The organism is Solidesulfovibrio magneticus RS-1, assembly GCF_000010665.1.
Taxonomy (GTDB): Bacteria; Desulfobacterota; Desulfovibrionia; order Desulfovibrionales; family Desulfovibrionaceae; genus Solidesulfovibrio; species Solidesulfovibrio magneticus.
On record NC_012796.1, the window covers coordinates 2,333,924 to 2,351,342 of the forward strand.

The 17,419-nt window shown below is 65.4% G+C and carries 12 protein-coding genes; 9 read left to right on the forward strand and 3 right to left on the reverse strand.

The window, feature by feature from the left end:
• Positions 1-19: 19 nt before the first annotated feature.
• The 3 genes from DMR_RS09790 to rpoD all read left to right on the forward strand — a co-directional run bounded on the left by DMR_RS09790 (position 20) and on the right by rpoD (position 5,921).
• A complete protein-coding gene (locus tag DMR_RS09790; protein ID WP_015860746.1) occupies positions 20-2,341 on the forward strand; it encodes an endonuclease MutS2 in 2,322 nt (773 codons plus the stop codon).
• A gap of 90 nt (positions 2,342-2,431) precedes the next feature.
• Positions 2,432-4,162: a DNA primase gene (gene dnaG / locus DMR_RS09795; RefSeq protein WP_015860747.1), complete on the forward strand. Its 1,731-nt coding sequence runs from the start codon at positions 2,432-2,434 to the stop codon at positions 4,160-4,162.
• Positions 4,155-5,921: an RNA polymerase sigma factor RpoD gene (gene rpoD, locus DMR_RS09800; protein WP_015860748.1), complete on the forward strand. Its 1,767-nt coding sequence runs from the start codon at positions 4,155-4,157 to the stop codon at positions 5,919-5,921. The genes dnaG and rpoD overlap by 8 nt, the downstream gene beginning before the upstream one ends.
• Before the next feature lie 122 nt (positions 5,922-6,043).
• Here the strand turns inward: rpoD and DMR_RS09805 are convergent, their stop codons facing one another.
• Complete coding sequence (locus DMR_RS09805; protein ID WP_015860749.1) at positions 6,044-6,496, reverse strand: YaiI/YqxD family protein; 453 nt, start codon at positions 6,494-6,496, stop codon at positions 6,044-6,046.
• A 25-nt stretch (positions 6,497-6,521) separates the two neighbouring features.
• Positions 6,522-7,178: a TIGR00730 family Rossman fold protein gene (locus tag DMR_RS09810; RefSeq protein WP_015860750.1), complete on the reverse strand. Its 657-nt coding sequence runs from the start codon at positions 7,176-7,178 to the stop codon at positions 6,522-6,524.
• Between the two features lie 162 nt (positions 7,179-7,340).
• Here DMR_RS09810 and DMR_RS09815 point away from each other — a divergent pair, with 162 nt between their 5' ends.
• Positions 7,341-8,948 carry an MBL fold metallo-hydrolase RNA specificity domain-containing protein gene (locus DMR_RS09815; protein WP_015860751.1) on the forward strand — a complete coding sequence of 536 codons (1,608 nt, stop codon included), beginning with the start codon at positions 7,341-7,343 and terminating at the stop codon, positions 8,946-8,948.
• A gap of 176 nt (positions 8,949-9,124) precedes the next feature.
• Here the strand turns inward: DMR_RS09815 and infA are convergent, their stop codons facing one another.
• Complete coding sequence (gene infA / locus DMR_RS09820) at positions 9,125-9,343, reverse strand: translation initiation factor IF-1 (protein WP_006918952.1); 219 nt, start codon at positions 9,341-9,343, stop codon at positions 9,125-9,127.
• Positions 9,344-9,518: 175 nt separating this feature from the next.
• Here infA and DMR_RS09825 point away from each other — a divergent pair, with 175 nt between their 5' ends.
• From DMR_RS09825 to DMR_RS09845, 5 genes are all read left to right on the forward strand, one after another.
• Positions 9,519-10,718, forward strand: a complete 1,200-nt coding sequence (locus tag DMR_RS09825; protein ID WP_015860753.1) for an aminopeptidase — start codon at positions 9,519-9,521, stop codon at positions 10,716-10,718.
• A 74-nt stretch (positions 10,719-10,792) separates the two neighbouring features.
• Positions 10,793-11,284, forward strand: a complete 492-nt coding sequence (locus DMR_RS09830) for a hypothetical protein (RefSeq protein WP_043600429.1) — start codon at positions 10,793-10,795, stop codon at positions 11,282-11,284.
• Positions 11,285-11,455: 171 nt separating this feature from the next.
• Positions 11,456-11,932 (forward strand): chemotaxis protein CheW, encoded by a 477-nt coding sequence (locus DMR_RS09835; protein WP_006918937.1) that lies wholly within the window; start codon positions 11,456-11,458, stop codon positions 11,930-11,932.
• A gap of 153 nt (positions 11,933-12,085) precedes the next feature.
• A complete protein-coding gene (gene mfd / locus DMR_RS09840) occupies positions 12,086-15,532 on the forward strand; it encodes a transcription-repair coupling factor (protein ID WP_015860755.1) in 3,447 nt (1,148 codons plus the stop codon).
• Positions 15,529-17,322, forward strand: coding sequence for a peptidyl-prolyl cis-trans isomerase (locus tag DMR_RS09845; protein ID WP_015860756.1), 1,794 nt, complete (start codon positions 15,529-15,531; stop codon positions 17,320-17,322). The genes mfd and DMR_RS09845 overlap by 4 nt, the downstream gene beginning before the upstream one ends.
• Positions 17,323-17,419: the final 97 nt, after the last annotated feature.

The window sequence follows — 17,419 nt, forward strand, 5'->3', positions numbered from 1 at the left end:
CCCGAATCCACATTTTCTTATGGAATCCAGAACTCTTTCGTTGCTGGAGTTTCCGAAGGTTTTGGACCGGTTGGCCGGCTATGCCGCCTCGGAACCGGCCGCCGCCGCCTGTCGGGCCCTTGGGCCCATGGGCGATGCCGCGCGTTTGGCCACGGAACAGCGAAAGCTCGTCGAGGCCCTTGAGCTGCGCCGCGACCGGGCCTTCGAATTCACCGCTTTTCCCGACATCGAGCCGCTTTTCGCCGTACTCGAAAGCGAACGCCGGGTCCTGGACCTCGATGCGCTGGTCGCTCTTTCCCACGTGCTGTCGCGGGTGGCCGCCCTGCGCGAAGCCCTGGGCCGCGAAGAGGGCGACTCCGTACTCGGCGCTATCGTCTACCGCACGCCCTGGGCCAAGAAGACCCAGGCCGCCCTGGCCCGTTGCCTGGGCCCGGACGGACGCCTCAAGGACGAAAGCTCGCCCGAGCTTTTCTCCGTGCGCCAGGAAATCCGCTCCATCCACCAGACCATCCTGACCAAGGTCAAGGAGTTCATCTCCGAGCGCGAGCTGGGGCCGCTTTTGCAGGACGATTACGTCACCATCTCCTCGGACCGCTACGTCCTGCCGCTGCGGGCCAATTTCAAGGGCCGCCTGCCCGGCGTCATCCACGACTATTCCCAGACCGGGGAAACCATCTACGTGGAGCCCTTTTTCCTGGTGGAGATCAACAATCGCCTCCAGGAACTCAAAAACGAGGAGCGCGAGGCCGAGGCCCGGGTCATGGCCTTTTTGACCGGCCTGGCCCGGGACGAGCGCCGGGAAGTGGCGGCCTCCTACCGCCTGCTCGTGGATTGCGACGTGCTGTGGGCCAAGGCCGCCTTGTGCGATGCCTTTGGTGGCACGCTGCCCGAGGTCGCCCAGGGCCGGGCCGTGCGCCTGCTCGCCGCCCGCCATCCCCTGCTGGCCCTGGCCGGCCCGGATTCCGCCGTGGCCCAGGACCTGGAACTGGCCCCCGACCAACGGGCGCTTATCGTCACTGGGGCCAACGCCGGCGGCAAGACCGTCTGTTTGAAGACCTTGGGGCTTCTGGCCGCCATGGCCCTGTCGGGGTTGCCCGTGCCGGCCGGGGAGGGCAGCAGCCTGCCCTTTTTCGCCAAGATTTTCGTCTTTCTCGGCGACGAGCAAAGCCTTGAGGACCATTTGTCCACCTTCACGGCCCAGATCCGCCACCTCTCGCGCGTCTGGCCGGACATCGACGCGGACACGCTGGTGCTCCTTGACGAATTCGGGGCCGGCACCGACCCGTCCCAGGGCGCGGCCTTGGCCCAGGCCGTGGTGGACGGTCTCCTTGACCGGGGGGCCTATCTGGCCGCCGCCACCCACTTTCCGGCGCTCAAGGCCTACGGTCTGTCCCGGGAAGGCGTGCGCGCCGCCTGCATGCTCTTTGATCCGGCCACCAAAAAGCCGCTCTACCGTCTGGCCTACGATCAGGTCGGGGCGTCCATCGCCCTGGACGTGGCCCGGGAGCACGGCCTGCCCGAGGACATCCTGGAGCGGGCCAACCGCTATCTGCTCCTGGACGGCAACGACACCGGACTGGTGTTCGACCGCTTAAATGACCTGGCCTTGCGTCGCGAACACGAGCTGGAGGCCATTGCCGCCAAGCGGCTGGCCGAAGAAGGCAAGATTCAAAAGCTCAAGGACAACTTGAAGAAAGCTCAGGACAAGCTGGTGGAGGAAATCCGCGAGCTGTCCCGCGACATCGTGCGTCGCCACGAGGCCGGACGCCTGGGACGTAAGGAAGCGCAAAAGGCCCTTGCCGATGTTCGCAAAAGACTTATTGATGAAAGCAACGAATTGACCGGGGGACCCGGAGGCGAGGCCGCGGCTGTGGCCTTCGACCTGTCCGTCGTGGCTCCTGGCGATTCGGTTCAGGTGACAAGCTGGAACAAAATCGGCGTGGTGCGGGAAAAAGACCTCAAGCGTCAGGCCGCCAAGGTCGATATTGGCGGCGTGAGCCTGTGGGTGAACGTGGCTGATCTGGCCCCGGCCGCCGGCAAACCGGCCAAGGCCGGGGGCGGTGCGGTGGTGACGCCGACAGCCTCGGAGGCCAAGGGGCTGGGGTTGGTGGTCGATTTGCGGGGAATGCGCGCCGACGTGGCTGAGAGCGAGCTTTTGGCCTTTGTCGACAATGCGCTGCTGCGCGGGCACGGCGAGCTGGAGGTCATCCACGGTCGGGGCACCGGGGCGCTTAGGCGTGAGGTGCATCGGATGCTGAAGGACCATCCCCAGGTCGCGTCCTTTGCCATCGCTCCCGAGGATCGGGGCGGCGACGGCATGACCATGGTGACGCTCAAATAAGCGTCGGCATTTTTTGTTCGCTTCGCCGGCGGGAGCGAGCAACCCTTGGGCGGCCCCGGGCCGCTTGCAACGTTTGTCTGGCCGGGTGCGATGAAAAATGATTCCGGGGCCGTGGCGGCGGTCAAGGCCCGGGCCAACATCGCCGAAATCGTGGGGCGTTATGTGACCCTGCGGCCGGTCGGCAGCCGGCTGGTGGGGCCTTGTCCGTTTCACCAGGAGACCAAGGGGTCGTTTAACGTACATCCCGACAAAGGCTTTTTCCACTGTTTCGGATGCCAGGCCTCGGGGGACGTGATTGATTTTTTTTGCCGCATAAACGGCCTGGAGTTTCGTGAAGGGCTGGAGCGGCTGGCAGCCGAAGTGGGAGTCGATCTCGGCCGGGCGCGCAGCGACCCGCGCGCGGCGGCCAAGAAGCGCGAACGCGACGCTTGCCTAGCCATGCACGAGCTGGCTGACCGGTATTTCCGCCACTTGCTTGGCCGGGACGAAGGCCGGGTGGCCCGGGAGTACCTGGAAAGGCGCGGGGTCAGCGCCGAGATGATCGAGCGGTTTTCCCTGGGCGTGAGCCCCGAGGGCTGGCAGGGCCTGCAAACCGTGCTGCGCGGCAGGGGCTTTGACGACGATTCGGCCATCATCGCGGGCCTTTTGACCCAGGGCAAGAACGGGCGCACATGGGACCGGTTTCGCGGCCGGCTCATGTTTCCCATCCGCGACGGCGGCGGCCGGGTCATCGCCTTTGGCGGCCGGGTCATGGGCGAGGGCGATCCGAAGTATCTCAACAGCGCCGAAACCCCCATCTATACCAAGGGGCAGCATCTTTACGGACTCTACGAAGCCAGGCCGGTCATGGCCAAGACCCGGCGGGCGCTTTTGAGCGAGGGCTATCTCGACGTCATCACCCTGCACCAGTTCGGCTACGGCGAGGCCTGCGGGGTGCTGGGAACGGCCATGACCCATGAGCAGGCCAAGCGCCTAAGCGGGTTCGCCCCCCGGGTCGATCTGGTCTTTGACGGCGACGCGCCTGGGCGCAAGGCGGCCTTGCGGGCGGCCCAGATGCTTTTGACCCTTGGCGGAGCCTGCCGGGTAGTGCCCCTGCCCGACGGCGAGGACGTGGACAGCCTGCTTCATGCCCAGGGGCGCGACGGATTCGAAGCCTGTCTGGAACGGGCCGAAGACGGACTCAATTTCTGTCTGCGCATGGTGCGCGAGAGCTACGCCCCCCGGGAGATCGTGGCCTGGGCCGGGGAGTTTTTGGGGGGCCTGGCCGACGAGGGCCTGCGGGCGCTGTTTATTCCGCGCGTGGCCTCGGGGCTGGGGCTGGCCGAGGCCGAACTGCGACGGCTGCTTTCCCGACCGGCCAAGAGGCCGGCCCCCGGGCCACGGCCGGGCGAGACGGCCGCGCCGCGCCAGCCGGCCTGGGAGCTGGCCCCGCGCGACGCACAGATTTTGTCGTTTGTCGTGCGCCGGCCGGACTATGCGGCGCACCTTGCCGGAGCCGGGGCGGGCGAGCTTTTGGGCAACGCCGACGCCCGGCTGTTTTTCGCCAGATTGGCCGGATTGGTTTCGGACGAGGCCGAGGCGCGCCTGACCGAGCCCGAAACCGCCTTTTGGGCCAAGGCGCAGATGGAACCGCCCGTGTCCGACGAGGACGCGGCGGCGTTTTTCGAGGAACTTTGCGTATTTCTCCATGAGGCGCGGGAGAGCGACCGGCGGCGGTCCGTCATGGACGCCATCCGTCTGGCCCAGCAACGGGGAGACAGCGAGGAAGCCCTGCGGCTACTCGGGGAACTGCAAGCCCTTTCCGGGAGGGGAGATGAGTAATCTCAAAGAGATCCAACAGATCAAAAGCCTCATCATCAAAGGCAAGCAAAAAGGCTTTCTCACCTTCGACGAGGTGAACAAGGCCCTGCCTTCCGAGGTGAACAACCCCGAGCAGCTCGAAGAGGTCATTGCCATCTTCGATCAGCTCGACATCAACCTCGTGGACACCGACAAGGACGGCCGCAAGATCGAAGTGGCCGCCGCCGAGCCAGACGACGCCCCGGACGCCGATCTGGAACTGACCGAAAGCGAGGATTCCCTCGACTATTCGTCCCGCAGCACCGACCCGGTGCGCATGTACTTGCGCGAGATGGGCGCTGTGCCGCTGCTCGACCGCGAGGGCGAGGTGGTCATCGCCAAGAAGATCGAGAACGGCGAAATGGAAGTCCTCTACGCCCTGGTGGAAGTGCCGGTGGCCGTGGAAGAGCTCATCCAGGTCGGCGAGGACCTCAAGATCGGCCGTATCAAGCTCAAGGACGTGGTCAAGACCATCGAGGAAGACGATCCTTCCGAGGATGAGATGAACCAGCGCCAGCGGGTCATCTTCCTCCTTGAAGAGGTCAAGACGTCGTTTCGCAAGAAACGCAAGGTGTACTCGAAGTTCGACCAGTGCGCCTGCGTGGACAAGCGGGTGGCCGGCATCCAGAAGGAGATCATGGTCTTCAAGGACGAGATCGTGACCCGCCTTCGTGACATCAAGCTCGAAAAGACGCTTATCGACCGCATCATCGAGATCGTCGAGGACTATGTGCGTCAGATGCACAACTGTCAGCGCGACCTCTCGGCCTATATCCTGTCGGTCGGCAAGTCCCAGTCCGAAATCCAGGAGATGTTCGCCCAGCTCGACGCCCGGGAGATCAATCCCATGATCGCCGCCGAGTCGCTGGGGCTGACCGTGGAAGAGCTTTTCTCCTTCAAGGAAATGCTCTCGGCCAAGATGGAGATTCTCGTTCGGCTTCAGGACAAGTGCTGCCACAACGTCCACGAGCTCGAAGAGGTGCTGTGGCGCATCAAGCGCGGCAACAACGCCGCCCAGCGCGCCAAGCAGGAACTGATCCGGGCCAACCTGCGCCTGGTCGTGTCCATCGCCAAAAAGTACACCAACCGCGGTCTGCAGTTTCTCGATCTCATCCAGGAAGGCAACATCGGCCTTATGAAGGCCGTGGACAAGTTCGAGTATCAGCGCGGCTACAAGTTCTCGACCTACGCCACCTGGTGGATACGGCAAGCCATCACCCGCGCCATCGCGGACCAGGCCCGCACCATCCGCATCCCGGTGCACATGATCGAAACCATCAACAAACTCATTCGCACCTCGCGCTATCTGGTCCAGGAGCTCGGTCGCGACCCGACCCCGGAAGAGATCGCCGAGCGCATGGATTATCCGCTGGAGAAGGTCAAAAAGGTCCTCAAGATCGCCAAGGAGCCGATTTCCCTGGAAACGCCCATCGGCGACGAAGAGGATTCGAGCCTGGGCGACTTCATCGAGGACAAAAAGGCCCTGGCTCCGGCCGAGGAAGTGGTCAACACCAAGCTTGGCGAGCAGATCGGCAAGGTGCTTTCCGATCTGACCCCGCGCGAGGAGCAGGTGCTGCGCAAGCGTTTCGGGCTTGGCGAGAAGTCGGACCACACCCTTGAGGAAGTGGGCAAGCTGTTCAACGTCACCCGCGAGCGCATCCGACAGATCGAGGCCAAGGCCCTGCGCAAGCTGCGCCATCCGGTGCGCAGCCAGCATCTGCGGTCGTACTACGAAGGCTAAGCCGCGCTAATCGCTTCTGCTGCTTTAGAAAACGAGAACGCCCTCCGGTCGTATAGATCGGAGGGCGTTTTTTTCCGGCGGCTGATAAGCCGGCTGCCGGTCGTACCTGGGAACATGGTATTCTAGTTGCCGGTGTACTGCCGCAAAAACTGATCGAGCTGGTTGGCGAACGCCTCCCGGTCCCGGTTGGACAGGGGCGGCGGGCCGCCGGTGACCACCCCCGAGTCGCGCAGCTCCGAGAGCAGCCCCCGCATGGCCAGCTTGCCCAGGATGTTGTCGCGGGTGTAGCGCTCCCCGCGCGGGTTCAGGGCATGGGCGTCCTTCTCCACCACCTGGGCAGCCAACGGAATGTCGGCCGTAATGACCAGATCGCCGGGAGCCACGCGTTCGACGATGACCCCGTCCACCACGTCAAAGCCCTGGCCCACCCGCACGGCCGTGATATGGGGCGACTCGGGGAAGCGCAGGGCCTTGTTGGCGACGAGCACCAGGGCAATCCCCCGGCGCATGGCCGCCCGGCACAGGATGTCCTTGATGGGCGTGGGCAGGGCGTCGGCATCGGCGTAAATCTTCATGCTGTCCTTACGCGTCGTGAAAAGGTTAGACGATGACGTGCCGCCGGATGTAGGCCACGGCCTCTTCCGGCGTGTCCAGGACCGTGAACAGCTCCAGGTCCTCGGCTGAGACGAACCCCCGATCCAGAACCGTGCCCTTGAACCAGTCAATCAGCCCGCCCCAGAAGGCCTTGCCCATGAAGATGATGGGAAAGGGCTTGATGCGCCGGGTCTGGATGAGCACCAGGGCTTCGCTCAGTTCGTCCAGGGTGCCGAAGCCCCCGGGCATGGCGATGTAGGCCATGGCGTACTTGATGAACATGAGTTTGCGGATGAAAAAATAGCGGTAATCGCTGCGGATGGTCAGGAACTTGTTGGGCTGCTGCTCAAGGGGCAGATGGATATGCAAGCCCACCGACTCGCCGCCGCATTCGTAGGCCCCCTTATTGGCCGCTTCCATGAGCCCCGGTCCGCCGCCGGTGATGACCGAATAGCCGGCCTGGCACAGCATGTGGGCAAGCTTGGCCGTTTCAGCGTAGAGCGGTTCGTCGGGGCCTATCCTGGCCGAGCCGAAGATGGACACGGCCGGTTTCAATTCTCCAAGCTGCTCGAATCCATCGACGATTTCGGCCATGATCTTGAAAAGCCGCCAGGATTCCGACATCGACAGATCGTTGATCAAGTATTGGCGCGAGGCGGACATGGGCGCTCCTTTGGCTGATTACCGGGCAGGGCCTTTTCAGCGGCGGCCGAACGGGGTACACGGCGTCCTCCGGCAAACGGCCGACCGCCGTTTGCCGGTCTTGCCCGCAAAGGCGCTTATTATCAAGACGCGGCCGCCTGGGCGGCCGCACCCGGAGGCACCATGAAGGTCAAGTTCCTCGGCGCGGCCGGAACCGTCACCGGTTCCTGCCATCTTATCGAGACCGCCACGGCCCGCTTTGCCATCGACTGCGGCATGCACCAGGGCAACGAGGTCATCGAGCGCCGAAACCTCGACACCTCGGTCTACAAGCCCCGCAACATCGACTTCTTCCTGCTCACCCACGCCCATATCGACCATTCGGGACTCCTTCCGCGCATGGTCAAGACCGGCTTTAGCGGCAAGATCTATTGCACGCCGCCGACCAAAGAGCTGCTCGCCATCATGCTGGAGGACAGCGCCCACATCCAGGAGATGGAAGCCGAATGGGCCAGCCGCAAAAGCCGCCGCCATGGCGGCCGGACCGTGGAAGCCCTCTACACCAAGGCCGACGCCCTGGCCGCCGCCGCCTTGTTGACCCCTGTCCCTTACGGCGAGTCCTTCTCGCCGGCCCCGGGCATCACCGCCGTCTACCACGACGCCGGGCATATCCTGGGATCGGCCTTTATTGAATTGTCCCTGGACGGCAACGGCAAGCGCACGCGGATGCTGTTCTCCGGCGACCTCGGCCGGCCCGATCAGCTCCTCGTCAACGATCCGGACAAGCCGGTGGAGTCCGACTACCTCTTTCTGGAAGGCACCTACGGCGACCGCGACCACAAAAACCCCCAGGACAGCCGCGAGGAACTGGCCCAGGCCATCCGCGAGAGCTACACCCGGGGCGGCAAGGTCATCATTCCGGCCTTTGCCGTGGAACGCACCCAGGAAATGCTTTTCTGCCTGCACCTGCTGCTCAAGGAAGGCCGCATCCCGGCCGATCTGCCGGTCTTCGTGGACAGCCCGCTGGCCATCAAGGCCACGGAGATCTTTCGCCGCAACCCGGCCTACCTCGACGCCGAGACCCGGGCCTATTATGATCGGGGCGAAGACCCGCTGTCCCTGCCCAATCTCCGCTTCACCCAGACCACCGACCAGTCGCGCGAGATCAACGAACTCAAAGGCCCGGCCATCGTCATCGCCGCCAGCGGCATGTGCAACGCCGGCCGCGTCAAGCACCACCTGCGCCACAACCTGTGGCGTCCCGAGGCCGGCATCGTCTTTGTCGGCTTCCAGGCCATGGGCACGCCCGGCCGCAAGATCGTGGACGGCGCGAAAATGATCCGCATCCTGGGCGAGGAAGTGGCGGTCAACGCCAAGGTCTACACCATCGGCGGCTTTTCCTCCCACGCTGGCCAGAGCCAGATTCTCGCCTGGCTGTCGCATTTCAAGGTCAACCATCCCCAGGTGTTTCTGGTCCACGGCGAGCAGAAGTCCCTGGAGACCCTGGCCGGGCTGATCCGCCAGCGTTTTGGGGTCAAGGTGCGCATTCCCCAGTACCTTGAGGAATACACGCTCACGCCCGGAGCCGAGCCGGTGGTGGCCGTGGACGCCGAAAAGGCCCACCCGCATATCGACTGGGAAGTGCTGTTCGCCGAGATGGAAGGACGGCTGGCCCGGCTTCGTGGCAAGGCCAAGGATCTGTCCGAGCGCCCGTCCGAGGAGCAGGCGGAACTGCGCCAGCGGATTACGACCCTGGACCGGGAGATGTTGGAGCTGCTCTCGGAATTGTAGGCTCAAACAACGGACGCGGCTTCGGGCAGGCCCCGGGGCCGCGCCGTCCGTCGACAGGGGAGGGCGGCGTGGCTGGCGTCCGGTGCTCGAAATCCGTAAAAAGCCTTTCGGGCCTTGGCTGCTTGGGAGCGGGAAGCGCCCCGGAAGGCGCGGCCCGTGAGTCGGCGGGCGGCTGGCTACTTGAGGCGGTAGGTGATGCGGCCGCGGGTGAGGTCGTAGGGCGAAAGCTCGACCTTGACCCGGTCGCCGGGCAGGATGCGGATGTAGAACTTGCGCATTTTGCCGGAAATGTGGGCCAGCACTTCGTGACCGTTTTCCAGCTCGACGCGGAACATGGCGTTGGGCAGTGCTTCCTGCACCACGCCGTCAACCTCGATGGCGCCTTCTTTGGCCATAAACAGTATCCTCCTGACGGCGCGCCCCATGGACGCGGCCGAATGGTCGCGTTATCGTGAACGGGGTTAGGTAGATGGTTTTTTCGAAAAAGGCAAGGGGCAGGGAGGCTTGCCGTCCGTTCTTGCCGCCTGGCCGCATTTTGGAGTATAGCGTTGAAAAAAAGGAAGAACCGCCGTGCTGACGCGACCGCAACTCGATAAATACGCCGATGTCCTGGTCTGGGGGCTTTTGACTTCCCGCACCGAACCCTACAAGCCCGGCGACGTGGTGCTCGTCCAATACGAACTGGCCGCCCTGAAACTGGCCGAGGCCGTCTACGCCAAGCTCTTGGAGCGCGGCATCAGTCCCGTGCCGCGACTGGCGCTCACCCCGGCCATGGAAAGCGCCTTCTACGGCAAGGCCGACGAGGCCCAGCTCGTGTTCCAGGCCCCTGGACAGGCCGAACTTCACGAAAATCTCCACGGGGCCATGCATCTGCTCGGCCCGGACAGTCTGACGCACTTAAGCGGCGTGGACCCCAAGCGCATCGCCGCCGCCGCCGTGGCCCGCAAGCCCCTGCGCGACATCCTGGTGCGCCGGGAGGAACGCGGCGAATTCAGCTGGACGCTGTGCCTGTATCCCACGGCCGAACTGGCCGCCAAGGCCGGGCTGTCGAAAAAGGATTACGCCGCCCAGGTCGTGGCCGCCTGCTTTCTCAAAGACCCCGACCCCGTGGCCCGCTGGCGGGCGCTGTATGAAGAGGTCCGGGAGATCAAGGCCTGGCTTGGCAGCATCAAGGCCGACTATCTCCATGTGGAGTCGGTCGGCGTGGACCTCAAGGTGAGCATCGGCGAGCGCCGCCGCTGGCTTGGGCTTTCAGGACACAATATCCCAAGCTTCGAGATATTTACTTCGCCCGACTGGCGCGGCGTGTCCGGGCGCTATTTCGCCGACCAGCCGTCGTATCGCAGCGGCAATCTCGTCTCCGGCGTGCGTCTGACCTTCAAGGACGGGCAGGTGGCCGAGGTTTCGGCCGAGCAGGGCGAGCAGTTCGTGCGTAAACAGCTGGCCATGGACCCCGGAGCCTCGCGCATCGGCGAATTTTCCCTGACTGATCGGCGTTTTTCGCGCATCGACAAGTTCATGGCCAATACGCTGTATGACGAAAACTTTGGCGGACCGAACGGCAACTGCCACGTGGCCGTGGGAAGTTCCTATTCCGATACCTACGACGGCGACCCGGCCAGCCTGGATGCCGCCAGGAAAGCCGAACTGGGCTTCAACGATTCGGCCCTGCATTGGGACCTCGTCAATACCGAGCCCAAGCGGGTGCGCGCCCATCTGGCGGACGGCAGCGACGTGACCATCTATGAAGATGGGCAGTTCACGTATTGACGCGACGAGCGGCCTGCCGTAACGCGGCAGGGGCGCGCCCGCGCGGCGCGCAGCCACACGGAAGGGAGCGGGGTATGCGGAAACTGGCGATGCTGACGGTTGTGGTCCTGGCGCTTCTGGCCGGTCTGGCCCAGGCCGGACCCAAGACCAACCCCAACATTCGGGGCTGGGAGCGGGGCGGGGCCTACGACAAGCTGTTTGATCCCAAGGAAGCCGACGCCATCAAGGGGCGGGTGGTCAAGATTTACGATATCGTGCCTTTGCCGGGCATGGCCACGGGCGTGGCCCTGCAGGTCGAGGACAAGAAAGATAAAACCTTGGAAATCGTGCATCTTGGCCCCAAGGAATTCGTCGATCTGGCCTCCATCGGCCTCAAGGAAGGCGATCAGGTCAAGGCGGCCGGCGCCTGGGCCGAATTCGACGGCCAGGACGTGCTCATGGCCGTCAAGGTCAAGAAGGGCGACGACGTTCAGCTCAAGGTTCGTCGCACCAAGGACGGTTTCCCGTTCTGGAGCATGACGCCCGAAGAGCGCCAGCGCGAAGCCGGAATGGACGCCGGGGACTAACTTTGTTTTTCACCTGGCGGCGTTCGGCAACGGCGCGGCCAGGAGATCTCGGGATTTTTCTGCCGGCCCGCGCATCGGCCTTGCGCTTTACGGCCGCTTTTCGTAAGAATTGCTATAGCGACGCAATTTGCCGCCCCAGGCGCGGCCACACTATAAACGGGAGCTTGCCGCATGGAGGAAACCCTCAAGAAACAGGATGCCGAACTCCTCCAACTCGTCACGTTCAGTATTGGCGAGGAGGAATTTGGCGTCGATATCCTCAGCGTGCAGGAGATCATCCGCATGATGGATATCACCAAGGTCCCGCGCGCCCCCGAGTTCGTCGAGGGCGTCATCAACCTGCGGGGCAAGGTCATACCCATTATTGATCTTCGGCGGCGCTTTGGCTTGACCACACGGGACCACGACAAGCATACCCGCATCATCGTCATTGAGATCAACAACATGATTGTCGGGTTTGTGGTCGATTCCGTCTCCGAGGTGCTGCGCATACCCGCCAGCACGGTGGAGCCGCCGCCACCCGTCGTTTCGGGCCTGGAGTCCGAATACATCAGCGGCGTGGGCAAGCTCGAGGATCGGCTGCTCATCCTGCTCGACCTCAACAAGCTGCTTTCCGGCGAAGAACGGGACATGCTCGGTTCCTTCTAAAGCTGGCTCGCCGCGCCAAGTCCGGTCGGACCGGCCTGCTGGGCCGTCCCCGACGGTCGGGTCCTGGACGGCTCGGCGCAATCTGTTACGCGGTTACGGCCGCCGTCACTTTCGTGGCGGCGGCCATCCCGTATTTTTTTCACGAGGACCATCTTGTCCCGCACAGCTTCGCCCCTCGCCGAACTCCTCGCCGCCAGCGATTCCGCCTCGGTCTATAAAAGCGGGCCGGCCACCCTGGCCTATCTGGCCGCCGCCGCCCTGGCCCGGGGGCAATCCGCCGTGGTCGTGGCCCCGGGCGTTCACGAACTCTCGCGCATCGCCGCGCTGCTGGACATGCTGGCCCCGCCCTCGCCCGGGACCCTGTGGGGCGCGTCCTACGCCATGCTGCCCTCCTACGCCCCGGGCCGGCCAAGCGGCGCGTTCTGGGCCCGGCGCATGGCCTTTCTGGCCTTTGCCGCCATGGGCAAAGGCCCACGCGTGCTGCTGGTCACCGCCGACAACCTGTTGCCCAAGTGGCCGCCGCCGCGCGCCCTGGAGGGCAACATTTTAAACGTCGCCGTGGGCGAGGAACTGCCACGGGACCTCATCGCCGAACAGGCCGTGCTGTGGGGTTACAAGCGCTCGCCCATGGTGGCCAATCCCGGCGAATTCGCCCTTCGCGGCGACATCCTCGACATCTTCCCGCCGGGCTATGAAAGTCCCTTGCGTCTGGAATTTTTCGGCGATGTCCTGGAAGCCGTACGCCGTTTCGACGCCGGCACCCAGCGCTCCCTGGCCGAACTCCCCGAAGCCTCCCTCATCCCGGCCGCCCCGGCTGTGCTGTCCGAAACCTTCATGGATGAGGCCAGAACGCTGTGGGAGACCATCGCCGGCACGGGGGAACTGCACCGGGCCGCCAAGCAGCGCCTGGAAAACGCCTTGCAGGTCCGCGACGGCGGCATCTGGCCCGGGCTTTTTTACGAAAAGCCGGTGGAGCTTTCGGCCTGGTTTCCCGAAGGCGCGGCCTATTTCGTGTGCGACCCCACCAAGGTCAAGGAGCGCCTGGAAGAAGCCGAACACGCCTGGCGGCGTTTTTTCGAGGCCGAAACCAAGGAGCTTGGCCATCCCTGGCCGAACTCCCGGGTGTTGTGGCCCGAAAACATGGCCCGCAAATCCCTGGTGGCTGGCCGGCGCATTCTCTTCGAGGATCTGGTCATGGGCCGGGGCCGCCATGGCCCGGATCTGCCGGAAAAGGTCCTGGAACGCTTTGGTGACCTTTTCTGGAAGCCCGGCTCGGACAAGCGCCCCTGGACCACCCTGGTCGCCGCCCTCAAGGAATGGAACGGCCACGGCCAGACCATCCTGTCCTTCCACGGCGAGCGGTCGCGCAAGAAATTCCTGCAAATGATCGAGCCGGAAGGGCTGGTCTTTCGCACCGGCTATAGCCCGGACGAGACCGGGCTTTTCGCGCTGCTCTCGCCGCTGCGACACGGCATGGAGCTTTCGTGGCGCGACACCCGCATCCTGGCCGAGGACATCCTGCACCCCGAGTCGGCCAAGGGCGGTTCCGAGCGGGCCGACAAGGACTTCAAGGGCCTGGCCTCCTTTGACGACATCCGCCCCGGCGATCTGGTCGTCCACCGCGATTACGGCGTGGCCACCTTCGAGGGCCTCACCCGCATGACCGTGGACGCCACCGGCGGCGATTATCTGCTGCTGGTCTTTGCCGACGAGGACAAGCTCTATCTGCCCGCCGACCGCCTGGGCCTGTTGCAACGCTACAAAGGACCCGAAGGCATTTCGCCGCCGCTGGACCGACTGGGCGGGGCGCGCTGGAAGTCCGTGCGCGAGCGGGCCAAAAAGGCCGTGGAACGCATCGCCGCCGATCTGGTCGAGATGTACGCCTACCGGCAAGTGGCCAAAGGCTATGCCTACGGCCCCACCAACGAACTGTACCTGGAATTCGAGGCCACCTTCGGCTTCGAGGAGACGCCGGACCAGGAACGGGCCATTGGCGAGGTCCTGGCCGACATGGAGCGGCCCGAGCCCATGGACCGGCTGGTGTGCGGCGACGTGGGCTTCGGCAAGACCGAGGTGGCCCTGCGGGCCGCCTTCCGGGCGGTGCTTGACGGCAAGCAGGTGGCCATGCTGTGCCCGACCACGGTCCTGGCCGAGCAGCACTACCAGAATTTCGCCGCCCGGCTGGAAGGCTTTCCGGTGCGGGTGGAGATGCTCTCGCGCTTTGTCTCGCCCAAGCGGCGCAAGGTGGTGCTGGAAGCCGTGTCGCGCGGCGAGGTGGACATCCTGGTCGGCACCCACCGCATCCTGTCTTCCGACGTGGCCATCCCCAACATCGGCCTGCTCATTCTCGATGAGGAGCAGCGCTTTGGCGTCAAGCACAAGGAGCGGCTCAAGGCGTTTAAGAAAAACATCGACGCCCTGACGCTGACGGCCACGCCCATTCCGCGCACCCTGCAACTGTCCCTTTCCGGTGTGCGGGGCCTGTCGGTCATCGAGACGCCGCCGCCGGACCGCAAGACCGTGGACACTGCTCTGGTCGAGCGCGACGAGGGCTTTTTGCGCGAGGTGCTGCGCCGCGAACTCGACCGCCAGGGCCAGGTGTTCTGGGTACACAACCGGGTCCAGGGCCTGGAGGACGTGACCGCCTACGTCAAGACCTTGGCTCCCGGAGCCAAGGTGGCCATGGCCCACGGCCAGATGTCGGAAACCGCCCTGGAGGAAGCCATGCACGGCTTTTGGCACGGCGAGACCGACATTCTCGTGTGCACCTCCATCATCGAATCTGGCCTGGATTTTCCCCGGGCCAACACCTTGATTGTGGACAACGCCCACATGTTCGGCCTGGGCCAGCTCTACCAGCTGCGCGGCCGGGTGGGGCGCTCGCCGCGCCAGGCCTATGCCTACTTCGTCGTACCCAGCATCGAGAAGGTGCCGGAGCTGGCCCGCAAGCGCCTGCGCGTCATCCTGGACATGGACTACCTGGGGGCCGGCTTCCAGGTGGCCATGGAAGACCTGCGGCTGCGCGGGGCCGGCAACATCCTGGGCGAGGCCCAGTCCGGCCATATCGCCCGAATCGGCCTGGACATGTTCCTGGAAATGCTGGCCGAGGAAGTGCGGCGGCTCAAGGGCGAGCCGATCAAGGAGCGCATCGAGACCGAACTCACCCTGGGCATCGCCGCCCGCATCCCCGAGCGCTACGTGCCCGAGGCTTCCGACCGCCTGCGCCTGTATAAGGCCTTGTCCACGGCCAAGACCGAAGAGCGCCTGGCCGAGATCGCCGCCGAGATGCGCGACCGTTTTGGCTCGCCTCCGGCCGAGGTGGACAATTTCCGGTCCGTTTTGGCCTTCAAGCAGGTGCTCGGACGCCTTGGCGCGACCAAGGCCGAGATCACGCCCACGCGTCTGACTGTGGCCTTCGAGGCCGAGGGCGCGTCCGTTTCCACGGAGCGGCTCGTCGCCTTCGTGGCCGCCCATCCGGCCGTGCGCCTGCTGCCGCCGGGCAAGATCGTGCTGCCCCTGGACGCCGCCTTGCCGCTGCCCGAGGCCATTGCCGTCTGGGCCGGCGAACTGGCCGGCTTGGGCGAAGGGGAGGGGGCGTGACAAGGCGGCTTGGCCGGGGCTGGCGCTTGGCGGCCGCCCTGGTGCTGTCCTTTTGCCTTTGGGGCTGCGGCCGCGACACGGCCGACGAGCCGGGCGTGGTGGCCGTGGTCAACGGTTCGCCCATCCGACTGGCCGAGCTGGAAATGCGAAACGATGTCAGCCGGATCAGCCAACCAGCTGTTGACAATCCGGCGGTCGAGGACCTGCGCGCCGGCCTTGGAGCGGCTCTGGCCGACGCGGTCGTGGCCCGGCTGGTAGGCCAGGAACTCAAGCGTTTGGGCCAGGCTCCCACGCCTGAGGAGTTGGAAAAGGCCGAGGCGGCCGTGCGGGCCGATTATCCGGGCGAAGCTTTCGAGCGCATGTTGCTTGAAGAGCACATTGATCTGGCCCGTTGGCGGGAGATGCTGGCCGACCGACTGGCTCTGGAAAAATTTCGCCAGGACGTGCTGTTGCCCGGACAGCGGGTGGGCGTGTCCGAGGCGGCTGCCTATTACAAGGAACACCAGGCCGCCTTTGCCCGGCCGGCCATGGTGACGCTTCGCGTGGTGTCCGGCCGGGACGCCGAAGCGGTCAAGGCGGCCCTGGCTGCGGCGCGCAAGTCCGGCCAGGGCGAGGCCTCGCTTGGCCGGGAGGCGGTGATGCCCGAAGCCGGGCTGCCCCAGGCCTGGCGCGACGCCCTGCGCGGCAAAAAGCCCGGCGAAGCGACCCCTCCCCTGGCCATGGGCCGCGAACATGTCGCCCTGGTGCTGGTGGAACGCACGCCCGCCGCCATGCCCGATCCGGCCAAGGCCTACGCCCGGGTCGAGGCCCGGCTCACTGAGGAAAAGCTGACCAAGGCCTTTGACGCCTGGCTGGCCAAGGCGCTCGGTCAGGCGACCATCCGGGTCAATGCCCGGTTGCTGCCGGCCGCAGCCATGCTGGCCCAGATCGACACTAAGGACGGCGACGCCGAGCTTGTCGCCGCCAAGGTCCAGGAAGAGGCCAGCGTCTATGTGGCCGGCGCGGCCCGCCGTGCCCTGGCGGACCGCCAGCCGACGGCCGCCTCGCCTGCTTCGCCGGATGAGCCGCCGGCCTCCCCTCCCTCGGCCCCGCCCGCAGACGAGACGATCACCCCGGCCCTTGCGCCCGCGCTGCCGGTCCCGGAACAGGGGGCGCGCCCGGTCGCGCCGCCGCCCGCGTCCACGCCGTCTTCCGGTCCGGCCGAACCGGCGGTTCCCGGCGAGAGCGGCGCGGCGGCGTCCAGGGGCACGGCCTCAGCGCCAGCTCCCCCGCCCGTTTCGGACGAGGCTCGGGTGCGCGAAGGATCGGCAGCCCGGCCCGTGGCCAATGGGGCCAAGCCGGCTCAGGTCTCCGGTTCCGGGCCTGACAGCAACGCCGCCGGACGTGACGAGGCTTCTGCGGCCTTCCCCGAGGCCACGCCCGCCCAGCCGACGCCGGCAGATAGGACCGGTTCGCAACCCGAGGCACTCCAGTCTGGGGCTGCCGCGACTGTGGCCGGCAATGCCGTCGGCCAACGGGACGCAGCGGCCTCAGGACAGCCGCCCGGTCCGATCGCAGGCCCTGGCGAGGTCGAATTCACCGCTGTCAAGGCGAGTTGGATTCTCTACACGGCGGACGACGGCCGGGAAGAGCGGGTCTATCTCAAGCCCGGCAAGCCGCACCGAGTGGCCTATTCCCGACGGCTCACCGTTCGGCTTGGCAGCCCCAGCGAAGTGGCCTACCGTGCCGGCGCACGGGCCGAAACCGTCGAGGTCGGCAAAAAGGAAAGCCGGGTGCTGGAATTTCCTTAGGCCCGCCCAACGGCGGACGGGCATGATTGCCTGGGGTTGCAAAAACGCGTATACGCCCCGGATGCGTGGCTACGACGCTCTGGGAGGAGATCGGCGT